Origin of the sequence: Duganella sp. CT11-25 (genome assembly GCF_047302815.1) — a bacterium.
Taxonomy (GTDB): Bacteria; Pseudomonadota; Gammaproteobacteria; order Burkholderiales; family Burkholderiaceae_D; genus Rugamonas.
In genome coordinates, this window is record NZ_JBKBFD010000001.1 from 5,967,630 (window position 1) to 5,984,886 (window position 17,257).

Consider the following 17,257-nt stretch of genomic DNA (forward strand, 5'->3'; position numbering starts at 1 on the left):
CTCTCTGCGAGAATTTGAATGTCCGGCTATTTGCTAGAAATGAAGGGCATCGTCAAAAAATTTGACGGTGTTCCTGCGCTCGACGGGATCGACCTGCAGGTCAGGCCCGGCGAGTGCATCGGTTTGTGCGGCGAGAACGGCGCCGGCAAGTCGACCCTGATGAAAGTGCTGTCCGCCGTCTACCCGCACGGCACCTGGGATGGCGAGATCCTGCTCGACGGCCGGCCGCTGAAGGCGCAGTCGATCCGCGAAAGCGAGGCGGCCGGCATCGTCATCATCCACCAGGAGCTGATGCTGGTGCCTGAGTTGTCGGTGACGGAGAATCTGTTCCTCGGCAATGAGATCACGCTGCCTGGCGGCCGCATGGATTATCCGGCCATGAACCAGCGCGCCGAGGCGCTGCTGAAGGAACTGAAGCTCAACGACGTCAACGTGGTGCTGCCGGTGTCGAACTACGGCGGCGGCCACCAGCAGCTGATCGAGATCGCCAAGGCGCTGAACAAGAACGCGCGCCTGCTGATCCTGGACGAACCGTCGTCGTCGCTGACGGCGTCGGAAATCCAGGTGCTGCTGGAGATTATTCGCGGCCTGAAGGCCAAGGGCGTGGCCTGCGTCTACATCTCGCACAAGCTGGACGAGGTGGAGGCGATCTGCGACACCATCGTCGTCATCCGCGACGGCAAGCATATCGCCACCACGCCGATGCAGCAGATGGACGTGCGGCAGATCATCTCGCAGATGGTCGGCCGCGAAATGAACCAGCTGTATCCGAAGATGGAGCGCAGCCAGGGCGAGGTCGTGTTCGAGGCGCGCAACGTGACCTGCTACGACATCGAGAAGCCGGAACGCAGGAAGGTCGACAACGTCTCCTTCAAGCTGCGCAAGGGCGAGATCCTCGGCATCGCCGGCCTGGTGGGCGCGGGCCGCACCGAGCTGGTGTCGGCGATTTTCGGCGCCTACCAGGGCGAGTCGGAATGCGAGGTGCTGCTGAACGGCGCGAAGATCGATACCGCGACGCCGCTCAAGTCCATCCGCGCCGGCCTGGCGCTGGTGCCGGAGGACCGCAAGCAGCACGGCATCGTGCGCGACCTGGACGTGGGCCAGAACATCACGCTGTCGGTGCTGGGCCGCTACGCACGCTTCACACGCATCGACCGCGAGTCCGAGCTGAAGACCGTCAGCGGGGAAATCGCGCGACTGGGCCTGAAAACAGCCAGCCCCTTCCTGCCGATCACCGCGCTCTCCGGCGGCAACCAGCAGAAGGCCGTGCTGTCCAAGATGCTGCTGACGCAGCCCAAGGTGCTGATCCTCGATGAGCCGACGCGTGGAGTTGACGTCGGCGCCAAGTTCGAGATCTACAAGCTGATGCTCGAACTGGCCAGCCAGGGCATGTCCATCATCATGGTGTCGTCGGAACTGGCCGAGGTGTTGGGCGTGTCCGATCGCGTGCTGGTGATGGGCGAGGGCCAGCTGCGCGGCGATTTTATCAACCAGGATCTGACTCAGGAAACGCTGCTCGCTGCGGCGCTCGATCGTGCACACCAATAAACTTAAACAGCTGTTCACGCAATATAAAATCCTGGCGCTGCTGATCGCCATCGCCATCATCTGGACCTTCTTCACGATGAAGACGGAGGGCGGTTTCATCTCGCCGCGCAACCTGTCCAACCTGATGCGCCAGATGGCGGTGACCGGCGTGGTGGCCTGCGGCATGGCCTTCGTCATCATCGCCGGCGAGATCGACCTGTCGGTCGGCTCGCTGCTCGGGCTATTGGGCGGCATCGCGGCGGTGCTGGACGTGACGCACCACATGCCGCTGCCGGTCACCATCGCCGTGGTGCTGGCCTGCGGCCTGGTGCTCGGCCTGTTCAACGGCTACCTGACGGCCTACAAGGGCATCCCCTCGTTCATTGTCGGCCTGGGCGGCATGCTGGCGTACCGCGGCATCGTGCTGGGCGTGACGGATGGCGTGACGGTGGCACCGGTATCGGACGGCATGGTGCAACTGGGGCAGGGCTACCTGTCGCCGCAACTGGGCGTGGCGCTGGGCGTCGCCCTGTTCGCGCTTGCCGCCGTGCTGACCTGGCGCCAGCGCGTGAACCTGGGCCGCCATGGCTTGCCGGTGCCTCCGGTGTGGCGCGACGGCGTGCGCCTGGCCGCCATCGGCGCGGTGCTGTTTGCCTTTGTGCGCACCTTGAACAGCTACGAAGGGATACCGCTGCCGGTGCTGCTGTTGCTGGCGCTGCTGGGCGTCTTCAGCTACGTCGCCACGCAGACCGTGTTCGGCCGCCGCATCTACGCGGTGGGCAGTAATATGGAGGCGACCCGGCTGTCCGGCGTCAACGTGCAGGCGGTCAAGCTGTGGATCTTCGGGATCATGGGCGTGATGTGTGCGCTGGCGGGCCTGATCAACACGGCGCGGCTGGCGGCGGGCTCGCCGTCGGCCGGCACTTCCGGCGAGCTGGATGCGATCGCGGCCTGCTTCATCGGCGGCACCTCGATGCGCGGCGGTTCCGGCACAGTGTACGGCGCCCTGATCGGCGCGCTGGTGATGGCCAGCCTGGATAACGGCATGTCGATGCTGGACGTGGACACCTACTGGCAGATGATCGTCAAGGGCTGCATCCTGACGCTGGCCGTCTGGGTCGACGTGGCCACCCGCTCCGGCCGCCGCTGATTGCGCGGGTAAGCGTTTTCCAAACGCGGCCTGCACCGGCGGGCCGCGCATCTGTATTACCGACGCTACGATTGCTGATTATCATTCGCTCGATTGGTGAATTTCGCAATTGCTAGCCACTAGTCTAACTTGCACAATGGTTAAAAATCGCGCGCACTGGCACTTGGCCAGCAGGCAGCAGCGATAAAAATTATAGAGCGAGCGAGACGACATCAATGACGACCAGATTGCCGCGCTATTCAGCGCCTGCGGGATAACTCAGCCCGCATTTCCCTCAATACCACAGACAAAGAGAAGTACCAATATCAAATAGCCATAGAGCTATGAAAAATTCGTATAACTTTGGAGAGCATAGATGAAACAGTTTAAAAAAACGGCAATCGCTTTGGGCCTGGCCCAGATGACGATGATGCTGAGCGGCGTGGCCGCGGCCCAGACAACCGCAGCGCCTAAGACCGATGCACCTGCTACGGAGCCGGTTGCTGTTATCGTGACCGGCCAGCGCGCAGCGTTGCAGTCGGCCCAAAAGATCAAACAGAATTCCGATGAAATCGTCGACTCCATCGTCGCCGAAGACATGGGCAAGCTGCCAGACCGTTCGGTGACCGAGGTGCTGCAACGCGTGGTCGGCGTGACCATCGACCGCACCATGGCCAAGGGCGACCCGGAACACTTCTCGGTTGAAGGTTCGAGCGTTTCGATCCGCGGCTTGAGCTATGTACGCTCCGAATTGAACGGCCGCGATTCCTTCTCGGCCAACGGCGGCCGCTCGCTGAATTTCGAAGACGTGCCGCCGGAACTGGTGGCGGGCGTCGACATCTACAAGAACCCATCGGCGGAACAGATCGAGGGCGCCGTCGGCGGCCTGGTCAACCTGCGCACCGCCATGCCGTTCGACTACAAGGGTTTCAAGGCATCCGTCTCGGCCGACCGTACCTGGTCGGAACTGAAGAAGGGCAAGACCTCGCCGTCGGCTTCGGGCCTGGTGTCGAACCGCTGGAAAACCCCGATCGGTGAAGTCGGCGCCTTGCTGGATCTGGCCTACTCGGAAAGCGGCACCCGCACCGACGCCTTCCAGGTCGAGCCTTACTACCCGCTGAAAGACGCCTCCGGCAAAACCGTCTACGTGCCAAAGGGCGCGCAATGGCGCACGCTGGAATTCAACCGCAAGCGCGAAGGCGCCTACGGTGCGCTGCAATGGAAGAAGGATGACTGGGCCAGCTCCCTGACCTACTTCAAGTCGAAGTACGAGATGCAATGGGACGAGCAGGCGATCTTCGCCCAGTCCAGCCCATACAACATCAAGGTTTCTCCCGATGCCACCTTCAATTCCAAGGGCGCGCTGCTGACCGGCACCCTGACCGATCCAACCGACGGCGGCATCAACTTCGGCGACGACACCCGGACCTCGAACCGCAAGTCCGATACCACCGATTTGTCGTGGAACCTGCGCTGGCGCCATGACAACTGGACCGTCACCACCGACGTCCAGCACATCAAGGCCACCACGCACAGCCTGGACTCCACCGTTGCCACCGGTGTCACGATGCCGAGCGAGAAGCTGGACCTGACCGGCAACGTGCCGAAGATCCTGTTCACCGATGCCGACCGCGCTTATCTGGCCGATCCAAAGAACTACTACTGGGCGTTCACCATGGAACACCTGGACCAGAGCAAAGCCAATGAAACCGCATGGAAGACCGACGTCAAGTACGACTTCGATCATCCGGTGCTGCGCGACGTCCGCTTCGGCGTCCGCCTGACCGATCGCGATGCTGTGACCCAGAACTCCAACCCGAACTACAACTGGGCGGCCATCACCCAGCCATGGCAGGGTGAGATTTCGGGTCTGGCTTACCTGGGCGACCCGCGCTTCAGCGGCAACACCAGCCTGCATTCGTTCAATAACTTCTTCAACGGCGGCGTATCCGTGCCTTCCGTGGTCTTCCCGAACGTGTCGCTGGCACAAGGCTTCCCAGGCAGCTACGCCCAGTTGCACACCTACCACGACATCCTGTGCAAGGAAAAAGATCCTACCGCCACCTGCGCCGCTTGGCAGCCGGCGAGTTTCGGCGCGGACAACTACGCCGGCACCAACGACCAGTCTGAAAAGACCAAGGCGCTCTACGGCCAACTGCGTTTCGGCTGGGATAACCTGAAATATCCAGTCGACGGTAACGTCGGCCTGCGCTATGTGAAGACCGATTCGACCGCGCGCGGCTACACGGTGTTCAGCTCGACCGCACCGACCGGCGGCGCCCAGGTTGGCGTACCGATTCCAAACATCCGGCCGTTCGCGGAGGCGAAGGACTATGAGAACAGCTATCATAACTTCCTGCCTAGCCTGAACCTGCGCCTGAAGGCCAGCGACACGCTGCAATTCCGCTTCGCCGCCGCCGCGGCGATGTCGCGCCCCGACTTCACGCAGCTGCAGGGTTACACCACGTTGTCGGAAACGGCTGACACCTCGACCAACGCGGCCGGTGTCACCACCGTCAACAGCGTGAGCCTGACCGGTTCCGGCGATGGCAATCCCAACCTGCGTCCGACCACCTCCAAGCAGATCGACGTAACGATGGAGTGGTATTTCGCGCCGACCGGCTCGTTCACCGCCGCGCTGTTCAACAAGCGCCTCAAAGATATCATCGTCAAGCAGCTGTACACCAAGCAGTTGCCCGATACCGACGGCAAGATGCATGACTTCACCGTGACCGGTCCGGTCAACGGCGCCAAGGGGCATGCCCGCGGTATCGAGCTGGCCTTCCAGCAGTACTTTGACAAGCTGCCGGGCGCATTGTCGGGCCTTGGTGTGCAAGCCAACTTCACCTTCGTCGACAGCAAGCGCGATTTGTACAACGGCGTGTCGCAGAAGTACTGCACCGGCGGCGACAACGCCGCCAATCTGAACCTGAACCTGAACGGCTGTGACACCAACGGCTTGACCTTCGGCGATCTGCCGCTGGAAAACCTGTCGCGCCAGTCGTATAACATCGCACTGCTGTACGATAAAGGTCCATGGTCGTCGCGTCTGGCCTACAACTGGCGTTCGAAATCGCTGCAAGGCGTGAACGTCAACGGCACCAAGGGCAGTGACGGCCTGGACTCCAATCCAGCCAGCCCGACCTACGGCCAGACCAACGTCGCGTGGGCGCTGCCTACCTGGGCGGATGCATACGGCCAGCTGGATGCGTCGGTGTTCTACAAGTTCAGCGACAAGGTGTCTCTGGGGCTGGAAGCGCAGAACCTGACAGATTCGACCTACAAGCAGCTCATGCAGCAGAATATCGGTATGATGGGCCGCGCATGGTTCAAGACCGGCCGCCGCGTGGTCGCTAAACTGAGCTACGACTTCTAACCTAAGAAAGGCTTGAACGCATGAAGACTACCGCCCGCCAGCTTGTTGTTTCGTTTGGTTTTATGTTGGCCTCAGCTGGCGCGGCGGCCGCGCCCCTGCCCGAACTGGTGCAAAAGGATGGCCGTTTCGCCTTGATGGTGGACGGCGCGCCTTTCGTCATGTTCGGCGGGCAGGCGCAGAATTCCAGTAACTACCCGCTGGCCCTGAAGAAGGTCTGGCCGGCGATCAAGGACATGAACGCCAACACGCTCGAAATCCCGGTGGCATGGGAACAGATCGAGCAGGTGGAAGGCAAGTTCGATTTCAGCTATGTCGATACGCTGGTGGCGGAGGCGCGCAAGAACAAGGTGCGCCTGGTGCTGCTGTGGTTCGGCACCTGGAAAAACACCGGCCCGAATTACGCGCCGGAGTGGGTCAAGCTGAATAACCAGCGCTTCCCGCGCATGCTGGACAAGGACGGAAAACCGATCTACTGCCTGTCGCCGCAAGGCGAAGAGACGCTCAAGGCCGACAAGAAGGCCTTCGTGGCGCTGATGGAGCACATCAAGAAGATCGACTCGGTGGACCGCACCGTGATCATGATGCAGGTCGAGAACGAGGTAGGCACCTACGGCTACGCGCGCGACTACAGCGCCAAGGCCGAAGCCCAGTTCAACCAGCCGGTGCCGGCTGCGGTGCTGAAGCATAAGAAGTCGCCGGTGCCGCTGGCCGCCAGCGGCACCTGGAAGCAGGTCTACGGCGACTACGCCGACGAGTACTTCCACGCGTATTCGATCGCCAGCTACATCGGCGAGATCGCCAAGGCCGGCCGCGCGGTCTACAACCTGCCGATGTACGTCAACAATTCGATCCGCGACTCGCTGGAAAATCCGATCAAGCCGTGGAACAAGAACTTCGCCAGCGGCGGTCCGACCTTCGACGTGATCGAGATCTACCGGGCGGCGGCGCCGGCCATCGATTTCCTGGCGCCGGACATCTACAGCCATGACTCGAAGAAGTTCGCCGCCACGCTGGACAAGTTCCAGCGTCCGGACAACGCGCTGGCCGTGCCGGAGATGGGCAACGCCGCCGACTATGTGCGCTACAGCTACCTGGTGCTGGGCCGCGGCGCGATCAACTTCTCGCCGTTCGGCATCGACTACTCGGACTACAGCAATTTCCCGCTGGGGCACAAGGCCGCCGACAAGACCATGGTGGAACCGTTCGGAAAAATCTTCGCGGCGTTCCGCCCGATGGAGCGCCAGTGGTCCAAGTGGGCGTTTGAAGGCCGCACCTACGGCGTGGCCGAAGGCGACGACCGCGCGCCGCAGACCGTGGACATGAAGGGCTGGAAGGCGACCATCTCGTTCCGCGAGTGGCAGTTCGGCGAACGCGAATATTTCAAGGATGTGAAGGACCTGCCGGCGGGAACCGAGAAGCCTAACGGCGGCGTCTCCATCGCGCAGATCGCCGACAATGAATTCATCATCGTCGGCCAGCATGCGCGCGTGAAGATTGACCAGGCCGAAGGCAAGCCGACCATGTGGGCGCGCGTGGAAGAGGGGTATTATGACAAGTCCGGCAAATGGGTCATGGAGCGCAACTGGAACGGCGACCAGACCGACTACGGTTTGAACCTGACCGGGCAGCCTGTGGTGCTGAAGGTTAAAGTCGGCACCTACTAAATAGAAGAAACTGGAGACAAAGATGCAGATTAAAGCGATAGCGTATGGGGCTTCGTGCCTGGCCGTGATGATGTCCGGCCAGGCGCTGGCCGGCACGTTCGAGAAGACCGCCACCGGCGTCGTGATCAAGCCGGACAGCGGCGCGGCCAAGGAAGTACGGCTGGAGGTCATGGGCGATAACATCATCCACGTGGTGAAGACCGACGTGGCGGGCAAGGAGCTGACTCCCTCGCTCATGACCGTGGCCGCTCCTGTTAGCGGTAACTTCAGCGTCGGCGCGTCCGGCAAGGACAAGGTCACGCTGAAGGCGAAGAAGATTTCGGCGGCGGTCTCGCTGGCCACCGGCCAGGTGCAGTTCTTCAATGCGGCCGGCAAGGCCTTCCTGAGCCAGGCCTCTGAATCCATCGCGCCGGTCGACGTCGACGGCAAGCCTTTCCTGGCGGTGAAGCAGGGCTTCAACCACGGCACCAAGGACGCCTACTACGGCCTGGGCCAGCACCAGAACGGCCAGATGAACCTGAACGGCGAGGACGTGCTGCTGATGCAGCACAATATGGTGATCGCCGTGCCGTTCATCGTCTCGGACAAGAACTACGGCGTTTTGTGGGATAACAATTCGATCTCGCGCTTCGGCGACGCCAAGCCTTACGGCTTCCTGAGCCGCGACCTGAAGCTGGTCGACGACGAAGGCAAGGCCGGCGGCCTGACGGCGCGCTACTACGTTGACGGCAAGCTGGTGCTGACGCGCCAGGAAAAAGACATCGCCTACCAGTACCTGAAGGACGTGGCCGAGAACTGGCCGAAGGAGCTGGGCGATCCGAAGAAAGCCAAAGACGTCAAGGTGGTGTGGGATGCGACGCTGACTTCCGATAAGACCGGCGTGCACAAGATGCAGCTGTATTCGTCGGATTACGCCAAGCTGGATATCGATGGCAAGCAGGTGATGGATGTCTGGCGCCAGGGCTGGAATCCCTGGTACCACAACTTCGAGCAGAAGTTCGAGGCCGGCAAGCCGGTCAAGCTGCACCTGGAGTGGAAGCCGTCGGGCGGCATGATCGCGATGACGCACAACGACCCGCTGCCGGCGCCTGAACGCCACTCGCTGACCTTCTCGTCGGAAGTCGCGCAGAGCATCAACTACTACGTCATCAACGGCGAGACCAGCATCGACAAGGTCATCGCCGGCTATCGCCACCTGACCGGCGAGGCGCCGATGATGCCGAAGTGGGCCTACGGTTTCTGGCAGTCGCGCCAGCGCTATGAAACGCAGGAACAGCTGCTCGGCGTGTTGCGCGAGTACCGCAAGCAGGGCTGGCCGATCGATAACATCGTGCAGGACTGGTTCTACTGGCCGCAGGACGGCTGGGGTTCGCACGACTTCGACAAGGCGCGCTTCCCTGATCCGAAGGGCATGGTGGACGAGGTCCACAAGAACAACGCCCGTATCATGATTTCGATCTGGGGCAAGTTCTACGACAACACCGCCAACTACAAGGAGCTGGCGTCGAAGGGCTATATGTGGACCAAGAACGTCGAGAACGGCGATCTTGACTGGGTTGGACCCGGCTACAAGAACAGCCACTATGACCCGTACACCAAGGGCGCGCGCGAGATGTACTATCGCCAGATGAAGCCGAAGCTGGTGGACCTGGGCTTCGACGCCTGGTGGATGGATAACACCGAGCCTGACGTGTTGTCGAACACGCGCCCGGCCGATTTCAAGAAGCTGATCGGACCGACCGTCTACGGCGGCGGTGAAGTCACCTTCAACCCGTATAGCCTGGTGCATACCGGCGGCTTCTACGAGGGCCTGAAGAAGGACCAGCCGGAGAAGCGCCAGTTCATACTGTCGCGTTCCGGCTTTGCCGGCATCCAGCGCAATTCCACCGCGCTGTGGAGCGGCGATGTGGTCAGCCGCTGGAACAACCTGTACGACCAGATCTCGGCCGGCGTCAGCCTGTCGATGTCGGGCATTCCGAACTGGACGCACGATATCGGCGGCTATGCGCAGGAGAACCGCTTCCAGGTCGGCGATGTCGGCTCGGCGCAGGAGAACCGCGCCACCACCACCAACCAGGGTTCGGCCGAGGATTTGAAGGAATGGCGCGAGCTGAATCTGCGCTGGTTCCAGTTCGGCGCGCTGTCGCCGTTGTTCCGCTCGCACGGTGAAGTGGTCAAGCGCGAAATCCACATCATCTCGCCGGAAGGCTCGCCGATGCGCGAGTCGATGGTCTGGTACGACAAGCTGCGCTATCGCCTGATGCCGTACATTTATTCGACCGCCGCCACCACCCACCACGAATCGGGCACCATCATGCGCGGCCTGGTGATGGACTTCCCGCACGACGAGGCGGTCAAGAACATCGCCGACCAATACCTGTTTGGCCATGACCTGCTGGTCGCTCCGGTCTATGTCTACGGTGCGCGCGAACGCAGCGTCTACATGCCGAAGGGCGCCGACTGGTATGACTTCTATACCGGCGAGCTGCATAAGGGCGGCACCAAGCCATCCATCAAGGCGGCCGAGACGCGCATGCCGTTGCTGGTCAAGGCCGGCGCGATCCTGCCTGTGGGGCCTGTGACACAGTACGTGGACGAGAAACCGGATGCGCCGATCACGCTGAACGTCTACACCGGCGCCGATGGAAAATTCAGCCTGTATGAAGACGATGGCGTCAGCAATGGCTATCTGCGCGGTGAGTTCAGCCGCATCCCGCTGAGCTACAACGACAAGGTCGGCACCGTCACCATCGGCGAGCGTGTGGGTCAGTACAAGGGTATGGTTGCGAAGCGCGAGTTCAAGCTGCGCTTCATCAAGGCCGGCATGTCCAGCTCCGACAACTTCGACGCCGCCGACAAAGTCGTCAGCTATGAAGGTAAAACCCTCACCGTGAAGCGTTGAGCATGAAGCCGCGAACCGCACTCTCCCTGCTGCTCGCGGCAGGCACCACGGTGGCCGCCGCCACCGTTGGCGCCGCCGACCTGCGCCATATCCCGGTCGATCTCGGCGGCGCTTCGGCGCCGCGCGACCGTTTTGCCGATTTGTCCGTCGGCTCCGACTACCCGGGCACGCTGATACGCGACGACAGCCTGGCCCAGCTCAAGATCGCCAAGGACGAACTGGGCTTCCGCTACATTCGCTTCCATGCCATCTTCCACGACGTGCTGGGCACCTACAAGGAAGTCGACGGACAGCCGGTGTACGACTGGACCAAGATCGATTACCTGTACGACCAGTTGCTGAAGATCGGCATCAAGCCTTTCGTGGAGCTGGGCTTCACGCCGCTGGCGATGCGCAGCTCGGACCTGAGCATCTTCTACTGGAAGGGCAATACCTCCCATCCCGATCCGAAGAAGTGGGCCGGTCTGCTGGACGCCTTCGTGCGTCACATGCAGCAGCGCTACGGCAAGGAGGAAGTCCGGACCTGGTTCTTTGAAGTGTGGAACGAACCCAACCTGGATGGTTTCTGGGAGAAGGCCGACCAGAAAGCCTATTTCGACTTGTTCGACCTGTCGTCGCGCACCATCAAGAATATCGATCCAGCGTTGAAGGTGGGCGGTCCGTCCACCGCCGGCGCGGCCTGGGTGCCGGAGTTCCTGGCGCATACCAAGGCCTCCGGCGCGGTGGTCGATTTCGTCACCACCCATACCTATGGCGTGGACGGCGGCTTCCTCGACGAAAACGGCAAGGACGATACCAAGCTGTCGCCATCGCCGGACGCCATTGTCGGCGACGTGCGCAATGTCCGGCAGCAGATGGCAGCCGCAGGCCATGGCGCGATGCCGATGTACTTCACCGAGTGGAGTACGAGCTACACGCCGCGCGATCCGGTGCACGACTCCTACATCAGCGCCGCCTACATCCTGAGCAAGCTCAAAGCCACCGAAGGCCTGGTGCAGGGCATGAGCTATTGGACCTACAGCGACCTGTTCGAGGAACCGGGGCCGCCGACCGCGCCGTTCGAGGGGGGCTTTGGCCTGATGAATCCACAGGGCGTCCGCAAGCCTTCGTGGTTCGCCTACAAGTACCTGAACCAGCTGGGCGATACGGAACTGAAAACCGCCGACAAGCAAAGCTATGTCGCGCGCGACGGACGCGGCGTGCAGGTGCTGGCTTGGGACTTCCAGACGCCCAAGCAGGACAAGAGCAATCGCGGCTACTACACCACCGTGCAGCCGACCCGTGCGTCCAAGCCGGTCAGCCTGGACCTGAAAGGCTTCAAGCCTGGCGCTTACGCGGTCAATATCTACCGTACCGGCTTCAAGGAAAATGATGCGCATACCGCATACCTGGAAATGGGCTTGCCGAAAACGCTGACCGCGCAGCAGCTTGCGGCGCTGAACGCGAAGACCGAGGATCGTCCACAGAGCAGCGTTGTCCGCGTTGGAAAATCCGGTATCGCCAGCGTGAAGGTGGCAATGCGCGCCAATGATGTTGTGCTGGTCAAGATCACACCGAAATGAAAACCCTACTGTGCATTACCTTGCTGGCGGTTGCCGGCGCGTCGGCGGCCACCGACCTGACGCTGCGTTACACCCAGCCCGCGCCCGATACGCCTGCGGGCTGGGAGAAGGAGGCGCTCCCGATCGGCAATGGCCGCATCGGCGCGATGATCTTCGGCCAACTGGCGCGAGAGCGCCTCCAGTTCAACGACATCACGCTGTGGACCGGCGACGACAAGGCGATGGGCGCGTACCAGCCGTTTGGCGACGTGTACATCAACCTGCCGGGCCACGAGCAGGGCACGACGGCATACGCGCGCCAGCTCGATATCGGCCAGAGCCTGCACACCGTCAGCTATACCCATGGCGGCGTCAAGTTCAAGCGCGAGGCTTTCGCCAGCTATCCGGCGCAGGTGATCGCGGTGCGGCTGACGGCCGACAAGCGGGGCCAGTACACCGGCTCCATCGAGCTGACCGACATGCACGACGCGCAGATCAATGCACTGGGCAACCGCATCGTCGCCACCGGCTCGCTGAAAGGCAAGGGACAGGCATCCAGCAACGCGATGGACTATGCCAGCCAGGTACAGGTGCTCAATGAAGGCGGTACGCTGGCGATCGACGGCAACAAGATCACCTTTACCGGCAGCGACGCCGTCACGCTGATACTCGGCGCCGGCACCAGCTACGTGATCGACGCCGCCAAGCGTTTCCAGGGCGAGCATCCACTGCCGCGCGTGACGGCGCAGGTGAGCGCCGCCGGGCGTCCGTGGCCGGCGCTGCTGGCTGAGCATCAAAAGGATTTTCACGCGCAGTTCAAGCGCATGAGCGTGGACTTCGGCACGGCTTCGGCGGCACGCCGCGCGCTGGCCACCGACAAGCGCATCGAGACCTATACGGCGGAGGGCAACGATCCTGGGCTGGAGGCGCAGTTCTTCCAGTACGGCCGCTACCTGTTGATCTCCAGTTCGCGCGACTCGCTGCCGGCCAATCTGCAAGGACTGTGGAACAACAGCCTGACGCCGCCGTGGAATTCGGACTACCACACCAATATCAACATCCAGATGAACTACTGGCCGGCGGAACCGGCCAACCTGTCGCAGAACGCATTGCCATTCTTCGCTTTCGTGCAGGGCATGGCGCCGGTGTACCGCCAGCTGATCGCCGACACGGCGGCCAAGGCGATCGCGGATCCGGCCTCGGTGGCGATGGCGCCGCCGGACCTGAGCGGCACCGCCGTGCAGCGCGAGGAAACCTTCGTCAGCGCCGCCGGCAAGCCAGTGCGCGGCTGGACCGTGCGCACCGAGTCCAATCCCTTCGGCGCGATGGGCTATGTGTGGAACAAGACCGGCAACGCCTGGTATGCGCAGCACTTCTGGGAGCACTATGCCTACACGCAGGACAAGACCTACCTGCGCAGCGTGGCCTATCCGGTGATGCGGGAGGCCGTGGCCTTCTGGCAGGACTACCTCAAGCAGCTGCCTGACGGCCGCCTGGTGGCGCCGCTGGGCTGGTCGCCGGAGCACGGCCCGATCGAGGACGGCGTGACCTACGACCAGGAGATCATCTGGGACCTGTTCAACAACACCGTGGAAGCGGCGGATGCGTTGGGCGACGTGACGTACCGCGACCAGATCGCCGCCATGCGCGACAAGCTGGCGGCGCCGCGCGTCGGCAGCTGGGGGCAGCTGCTGGAGTGGATGCAAGAGAAGAAGGATCCTGTGCTCGACAAGCCGGGCGATACCCATCGCCACGTGTCGCACCTGTTTGGCCTGTTCCCCGGCCGCCAGATCTCGCCGACCAAGACGCCTGAACTGGCGGCCGCCGCGCGCGTCTCGCTGGATAGTCGCGGCGATGCCGGCACCGGCTGGTCGATGGCCTGGAAGACGGCCTACTGGGCGCGCCTGCTGGATGGCGATCACGCCTATAAGATGCTGCGCGGCCAGCTGGCCAAGCCCGGCGCGCGCGCGGCGCAGCAGAGCGGCCAGGGCACGGAGTCCAACAACGCCGGCGGCACGTATCCGAATATGTTCGACGCCCATCCGCCGTTCCAGATCGACGGTAATTTCGGCGCCGTCGCCGCCATCTGCGAGATGCTGCTGCAGTCGCAGACCGGCGAGCTGCACCTGCTGCCGGCGCTGCCGTCGGCGTGGCCGGACGGCTCGGTCAAGGGCCTGCGCGCACGCGGCGGCTACGAGGTCGACCTGGCCTGGGCCAAGGGCAAGCTGACCTCCGCCACGATACGCCGCACGGCGGGCGAGGGCGGCGGCAAGGTGCGCTACGGCGACAAGGTCGTGCCGCTGAACCTGAAGGCTGGCGAAAGCAAACGCCTCGGAGCGAAGCTCTGATGCGCCGGCTGCTGAGTGTCCTTTTACTGGCGCTTGGCAGCCAGTGTTTTGCGGAGCCGACGCAGGTCCGGTACCTGAGCGGCACCGACAAGGATCATCGGGTCGACTGGGAGTTCTTCGTCGATGGTGGCCGCAATAGCGGCGCGTGGAAGACGATACCGGTGCCGTCCAATTGGGAGATGGAGGGCTTCGGTACCTACCGCTATTCCAACGACTGGCAGAAGGATCCGGCGCCGGACAAGACCGGCATCTATCGCTATCGATTCAGCGTGCCCGCCGATTGGCGCGGCAAGCAGGTCGACATCGTGTTCGGCGCTTCGATGACGGACACGCTGGTCAAGGTGAACGGGCAGGCGGCGGGCGCGATGCACCAGGGCGGATTCTACGAGTTCCGCTACGATATCTCGCGGTTGCTCAAGCCCGGTGAGGCCAACCAGCTGGAGGTCACGGTCAACCGCTATTCCGCCAACGAATCCGTCAATCGCGCCGAGCGCAGTTCGGACTACTGGCTGTTCAGCGGCATCTACCGGCCTGTGTGGCTGGAGGCCAAGCCGCACACCAATATCGAACGCGTGAGCCTGGATGCGCGCCATACCGGGGACTTCGATGCGGATGTCTTCCTGGCCGGCGCTGCCTCCGGCAAGGTCACGGCGCGCGTCACTACGCTGCAAGGCAAGGTGCTCGGCAAGGAGATGGGCGCGGATGTGGTGGATGGCAAGGTGCATCTGCGCGGCCATATCGATGGCGTCGTGCCGTGGTCGGCCGAGAATCCTCAGCGCTATCAGGTTCGGTTCCAGCTGGTCGACGGCAAGAAGGTGGTGCATGAAGTCAGCAGGACCATAGGCTTCCGCACCATCGAGCTGCGTCCGCGCGACGGCGTTTACGTCAACGGCGCCAAGGTGCGCCTGAAGGGCTCGAACCGGCATACGATCTGGCCGACTTCCGGCCGCGCCAGCAGCAAAGAGCTGAGCTATCTGGACGCGAAGCTGATGAAGGAAATGAACATGAACGCGGTGCGCATGTCGCACTATCCGCCGGATGCGCATTTCCTCGACGTGGCCGATGAACTTGGCCTGTACGTGATCGACGAGCTGACCGGCTGGCAGAAGTCCTACGATACCGATGTCTCCACGCCGCTGGTGAAAGAGCTGGTACAGCGCGACCAGCATCACCCATCGATCGTCTTCTGGGCCAACGGCAACGAGGGCGGCTTCAATCGCAATCTGGATAAGCTGTATCCGCAGTGGGATGCGCAGAAACGGCCGGTGATCCACCCGTGGGAGAACTTCGGCGGCATCGATACGGCGCACTATCCGACCTTCAACTGCTGCGCAACATCGCTGTTCAATGGACGCGACGTATTCATGCCGACCGAGTTCCTTCATGGCTTGTACGACGGCGGCGCGGGCGCGAGCCTGAACGACTGGTGGAACGCCATGCTGGCCAACCCGCTCAGCGCAGGCGGCTTTATCTGGGCCTTTGCCGACGAGGGCATCGTGCGTGACGACCGCAATGGCGAGATCGACGTCGCCGGCAACCTGGCGCCGGACGGCATCGTCGGGCCGTATCGCGAGAAGGAGGGCAGCTTCTTTGCGATCAAGAAGATATGGTCGCCGGTGTACCTGCCGTTGTCCGAGATGGCGTCGCTGCCGCCCACCTTCGACGGCAAGCTCACGCTGGAGAACCGCTACGACTTCACCAATCTGAACCAGGTGAAGCTGAACTGGAAACTGGTAAAGTTCGGCCGCGCCGCCGGGCATGCGGTGGTCGCGCAGGGCAGCGTGAAATCGCCCGATGTCACCGCCGGCATGCGCGGGACAGCCAGCATGGCGCTGCCGCGCAATTGGGCGCAGCAGGATGCGCTGTATCTGACCGCGACGGATCGCGATGGCCGGCAGATTTATACCTGGTCGTGGATGATCGCCAGCCCGCAGCAAGTCGCCGGGCGCATGCGCGCTGCTTCGGCCGTGCCGGTGCCCGCCACGCTGACCGAGCAGACGGACAGCTATCTGTTGCGGGCCGGCCCGCTCGCCGTCACTATCGATAAGACCACCGGCTACCTGCACGAGCTCAAAAAGGGCGGCGTCATCGCGCCGCTGACGAACGGCCCGCGCCTGGTTGCCGGTAAAGCTGCGTTGAAGAGCATGCAGGCGAGCAGCGACAATGGCGACGTCGTGGTCGCCGCCGAGTACACCGGTAACTTGCGCAAGGTGACATGGCGCCTGAGCGCCGCCGGCACGCTGAGCGTGAACTACGCCTACCAGATGGAGGGCAGCAAGTACGTCGATGCGCTGGGCGTGACCTTCGACTATCCTGAGGCGGAGGTGAAGTCGATGCGCTGGCTGGGCCGCGGCCCATATCGCGTATGGAAGAACCGTACGCAAGGGGTGGAGTTCGATGTCTGGCAGAAGGACTACAACGACACGGTCTCCGGGCTGTCCTGGAACTACCCCGAGTTCAAGGGCTTCCACGACAAAGTCTACTGGGCCGAGCTGGCGACGAAGAACCTGCCGATCACCTTCATCAACCATGCGGACGATATCGCGCTAGGCATGTTCAAGCCCAGGGAAGCCAGCGGCGCGGGCTTCGAGCCGAAGGCTACGCATGTCGATTTCCCGCCGGGCGACATCTCCTTCCTCAACGCGATCCTCCCGATCGGCACCAAGTTCCATCCGCCTGCGGAACTGGGGCCGTCGGCGCAGCAAGCGCGCACGCCCAACCTGGGCATTTGGCTGGAGAACACCATCGACATCGTAGTCGGCGACTAGAC

At 62.7% G+C, this 17,257-nt stretch carries 8 protein-coding genes; all 8 read left to right on the forward strand.

What is annotated here, in order from left to right; all coding sequences use genetic code 11:
- Positions 1–18: 18 nt before the first annotated feature.
- The 8 genes from xylG to ACEN9F_RS25785 all read left to right on the forward strand — a co-directional run bounded on the left by xylG (position 19) and on the right by ACEN9F_RS25785 (position 17,255).
- A complete protein-coding gene (gene xylG / locus ACEN9F_RS25750; RefSeq protein WP_413424657.1) occupies positions 19–1,548 on the forward strand; it encodes a D-xylose ABC transporter ATP-binding protein in 1,530 nt (509 codons plus the stop codon).
- Positions 1,535–2,677: a sugar ABC transporter permease gene (locus ACEN9F_RS25755; protein ID WP_413424659.1), complete on the forward strand. Its 1,143-nt coding sequence runs from the start codon at positions 1,535–1,537 to the stop codon at positions 2,675–2,677. Before xylG ends, ACEN9F_RS25755 begins: the two co-directional genes overlap by 14 nt.
- A gap of 355 nt (positions 2,678–3,032) precedes the next feature.
- On the forward strand, positions 3,033–6,032 hold the full coding sequence (locus tag ACEN9F_RS25760) for a TonB-dependent receptor (RefSeq protein ID WP_413424661.1): 3,000 nt from the start codon (positions 3,033–3,035) through the stop codon (positions 6,030–6,032).
- Between the two features lie 62 nt (positions 6,033–6,094).
- Positions 6,095–7,696, forward strand: a complete 1,602-nt coding sequence (locus tag ACEN9F_RS25765; protein ID WP_413424663.1) for a DUF5597 domain-containing protein — start codon at positions 6,095–6,097, stop codon at positions 7,694–7,696.
- A gap of 22 nt (positions 7,697–7,718) precedes the next feature.
- On the forward strand, positions 7,719–10,598 hold the full coding sequence (locus ACEN9F_RS25770) for a TIM-barrel domain-containing protein (protein WP_413424665.1): 2,880 nt from the start codon (positions 7,719–7,721) through the stop codon (positions 10,596–10,598).
- A 2-nt stretch (positions 10,599–10,600) separates the two neighbouring features.
- Complete coding sequence (locus tag ACEN9F_RS25775) at positions 10,601–12,160, forward strand: GH39 family glycosyl hydrolase (RefSeq protein ID WP_413424667.1); 1,560 nt, start codon at positions 10,601–10,603, stop codon at positions 12,158–12,160.
- The gene (locus tag ACEN9F_RS25780) at positions 12,157–14,487 is read left to right on the forward strand and encodes a glycosyl hydrolase family 95 catalytic domain-containing protein (protein WP_413424669.1); all 2,331 of its coding nucleotides are present in this window, start codon (positions 12,157–12,159) and stop codon (positions 14,485–14,487) included. The genes ACEN9F_RS25775 and ACEN9F_RS25780 overlap by 4 nt, the downstream gene beginning before the upstream one ends.
- Positions 14,487–17,255: a glycoside hydrolase family 2 TIM barrel-domain containing protein gene (locus ACEN9F_RS25785; protein ID WP_413424671.1), complete on the forward strand. Its 2,769-nt coding sequence runs from the start codon at positions 14,487–14,489 to the stop codon at positions 17,253–17,255. The genes ACEN9F_RS25780 and ACEN9F_RS25785 overlap by 1 nt, the downstream gene beginning before the upstream one ends.
- Positions 17,256–17,257 lie beyond the last annotated feature (2 nt).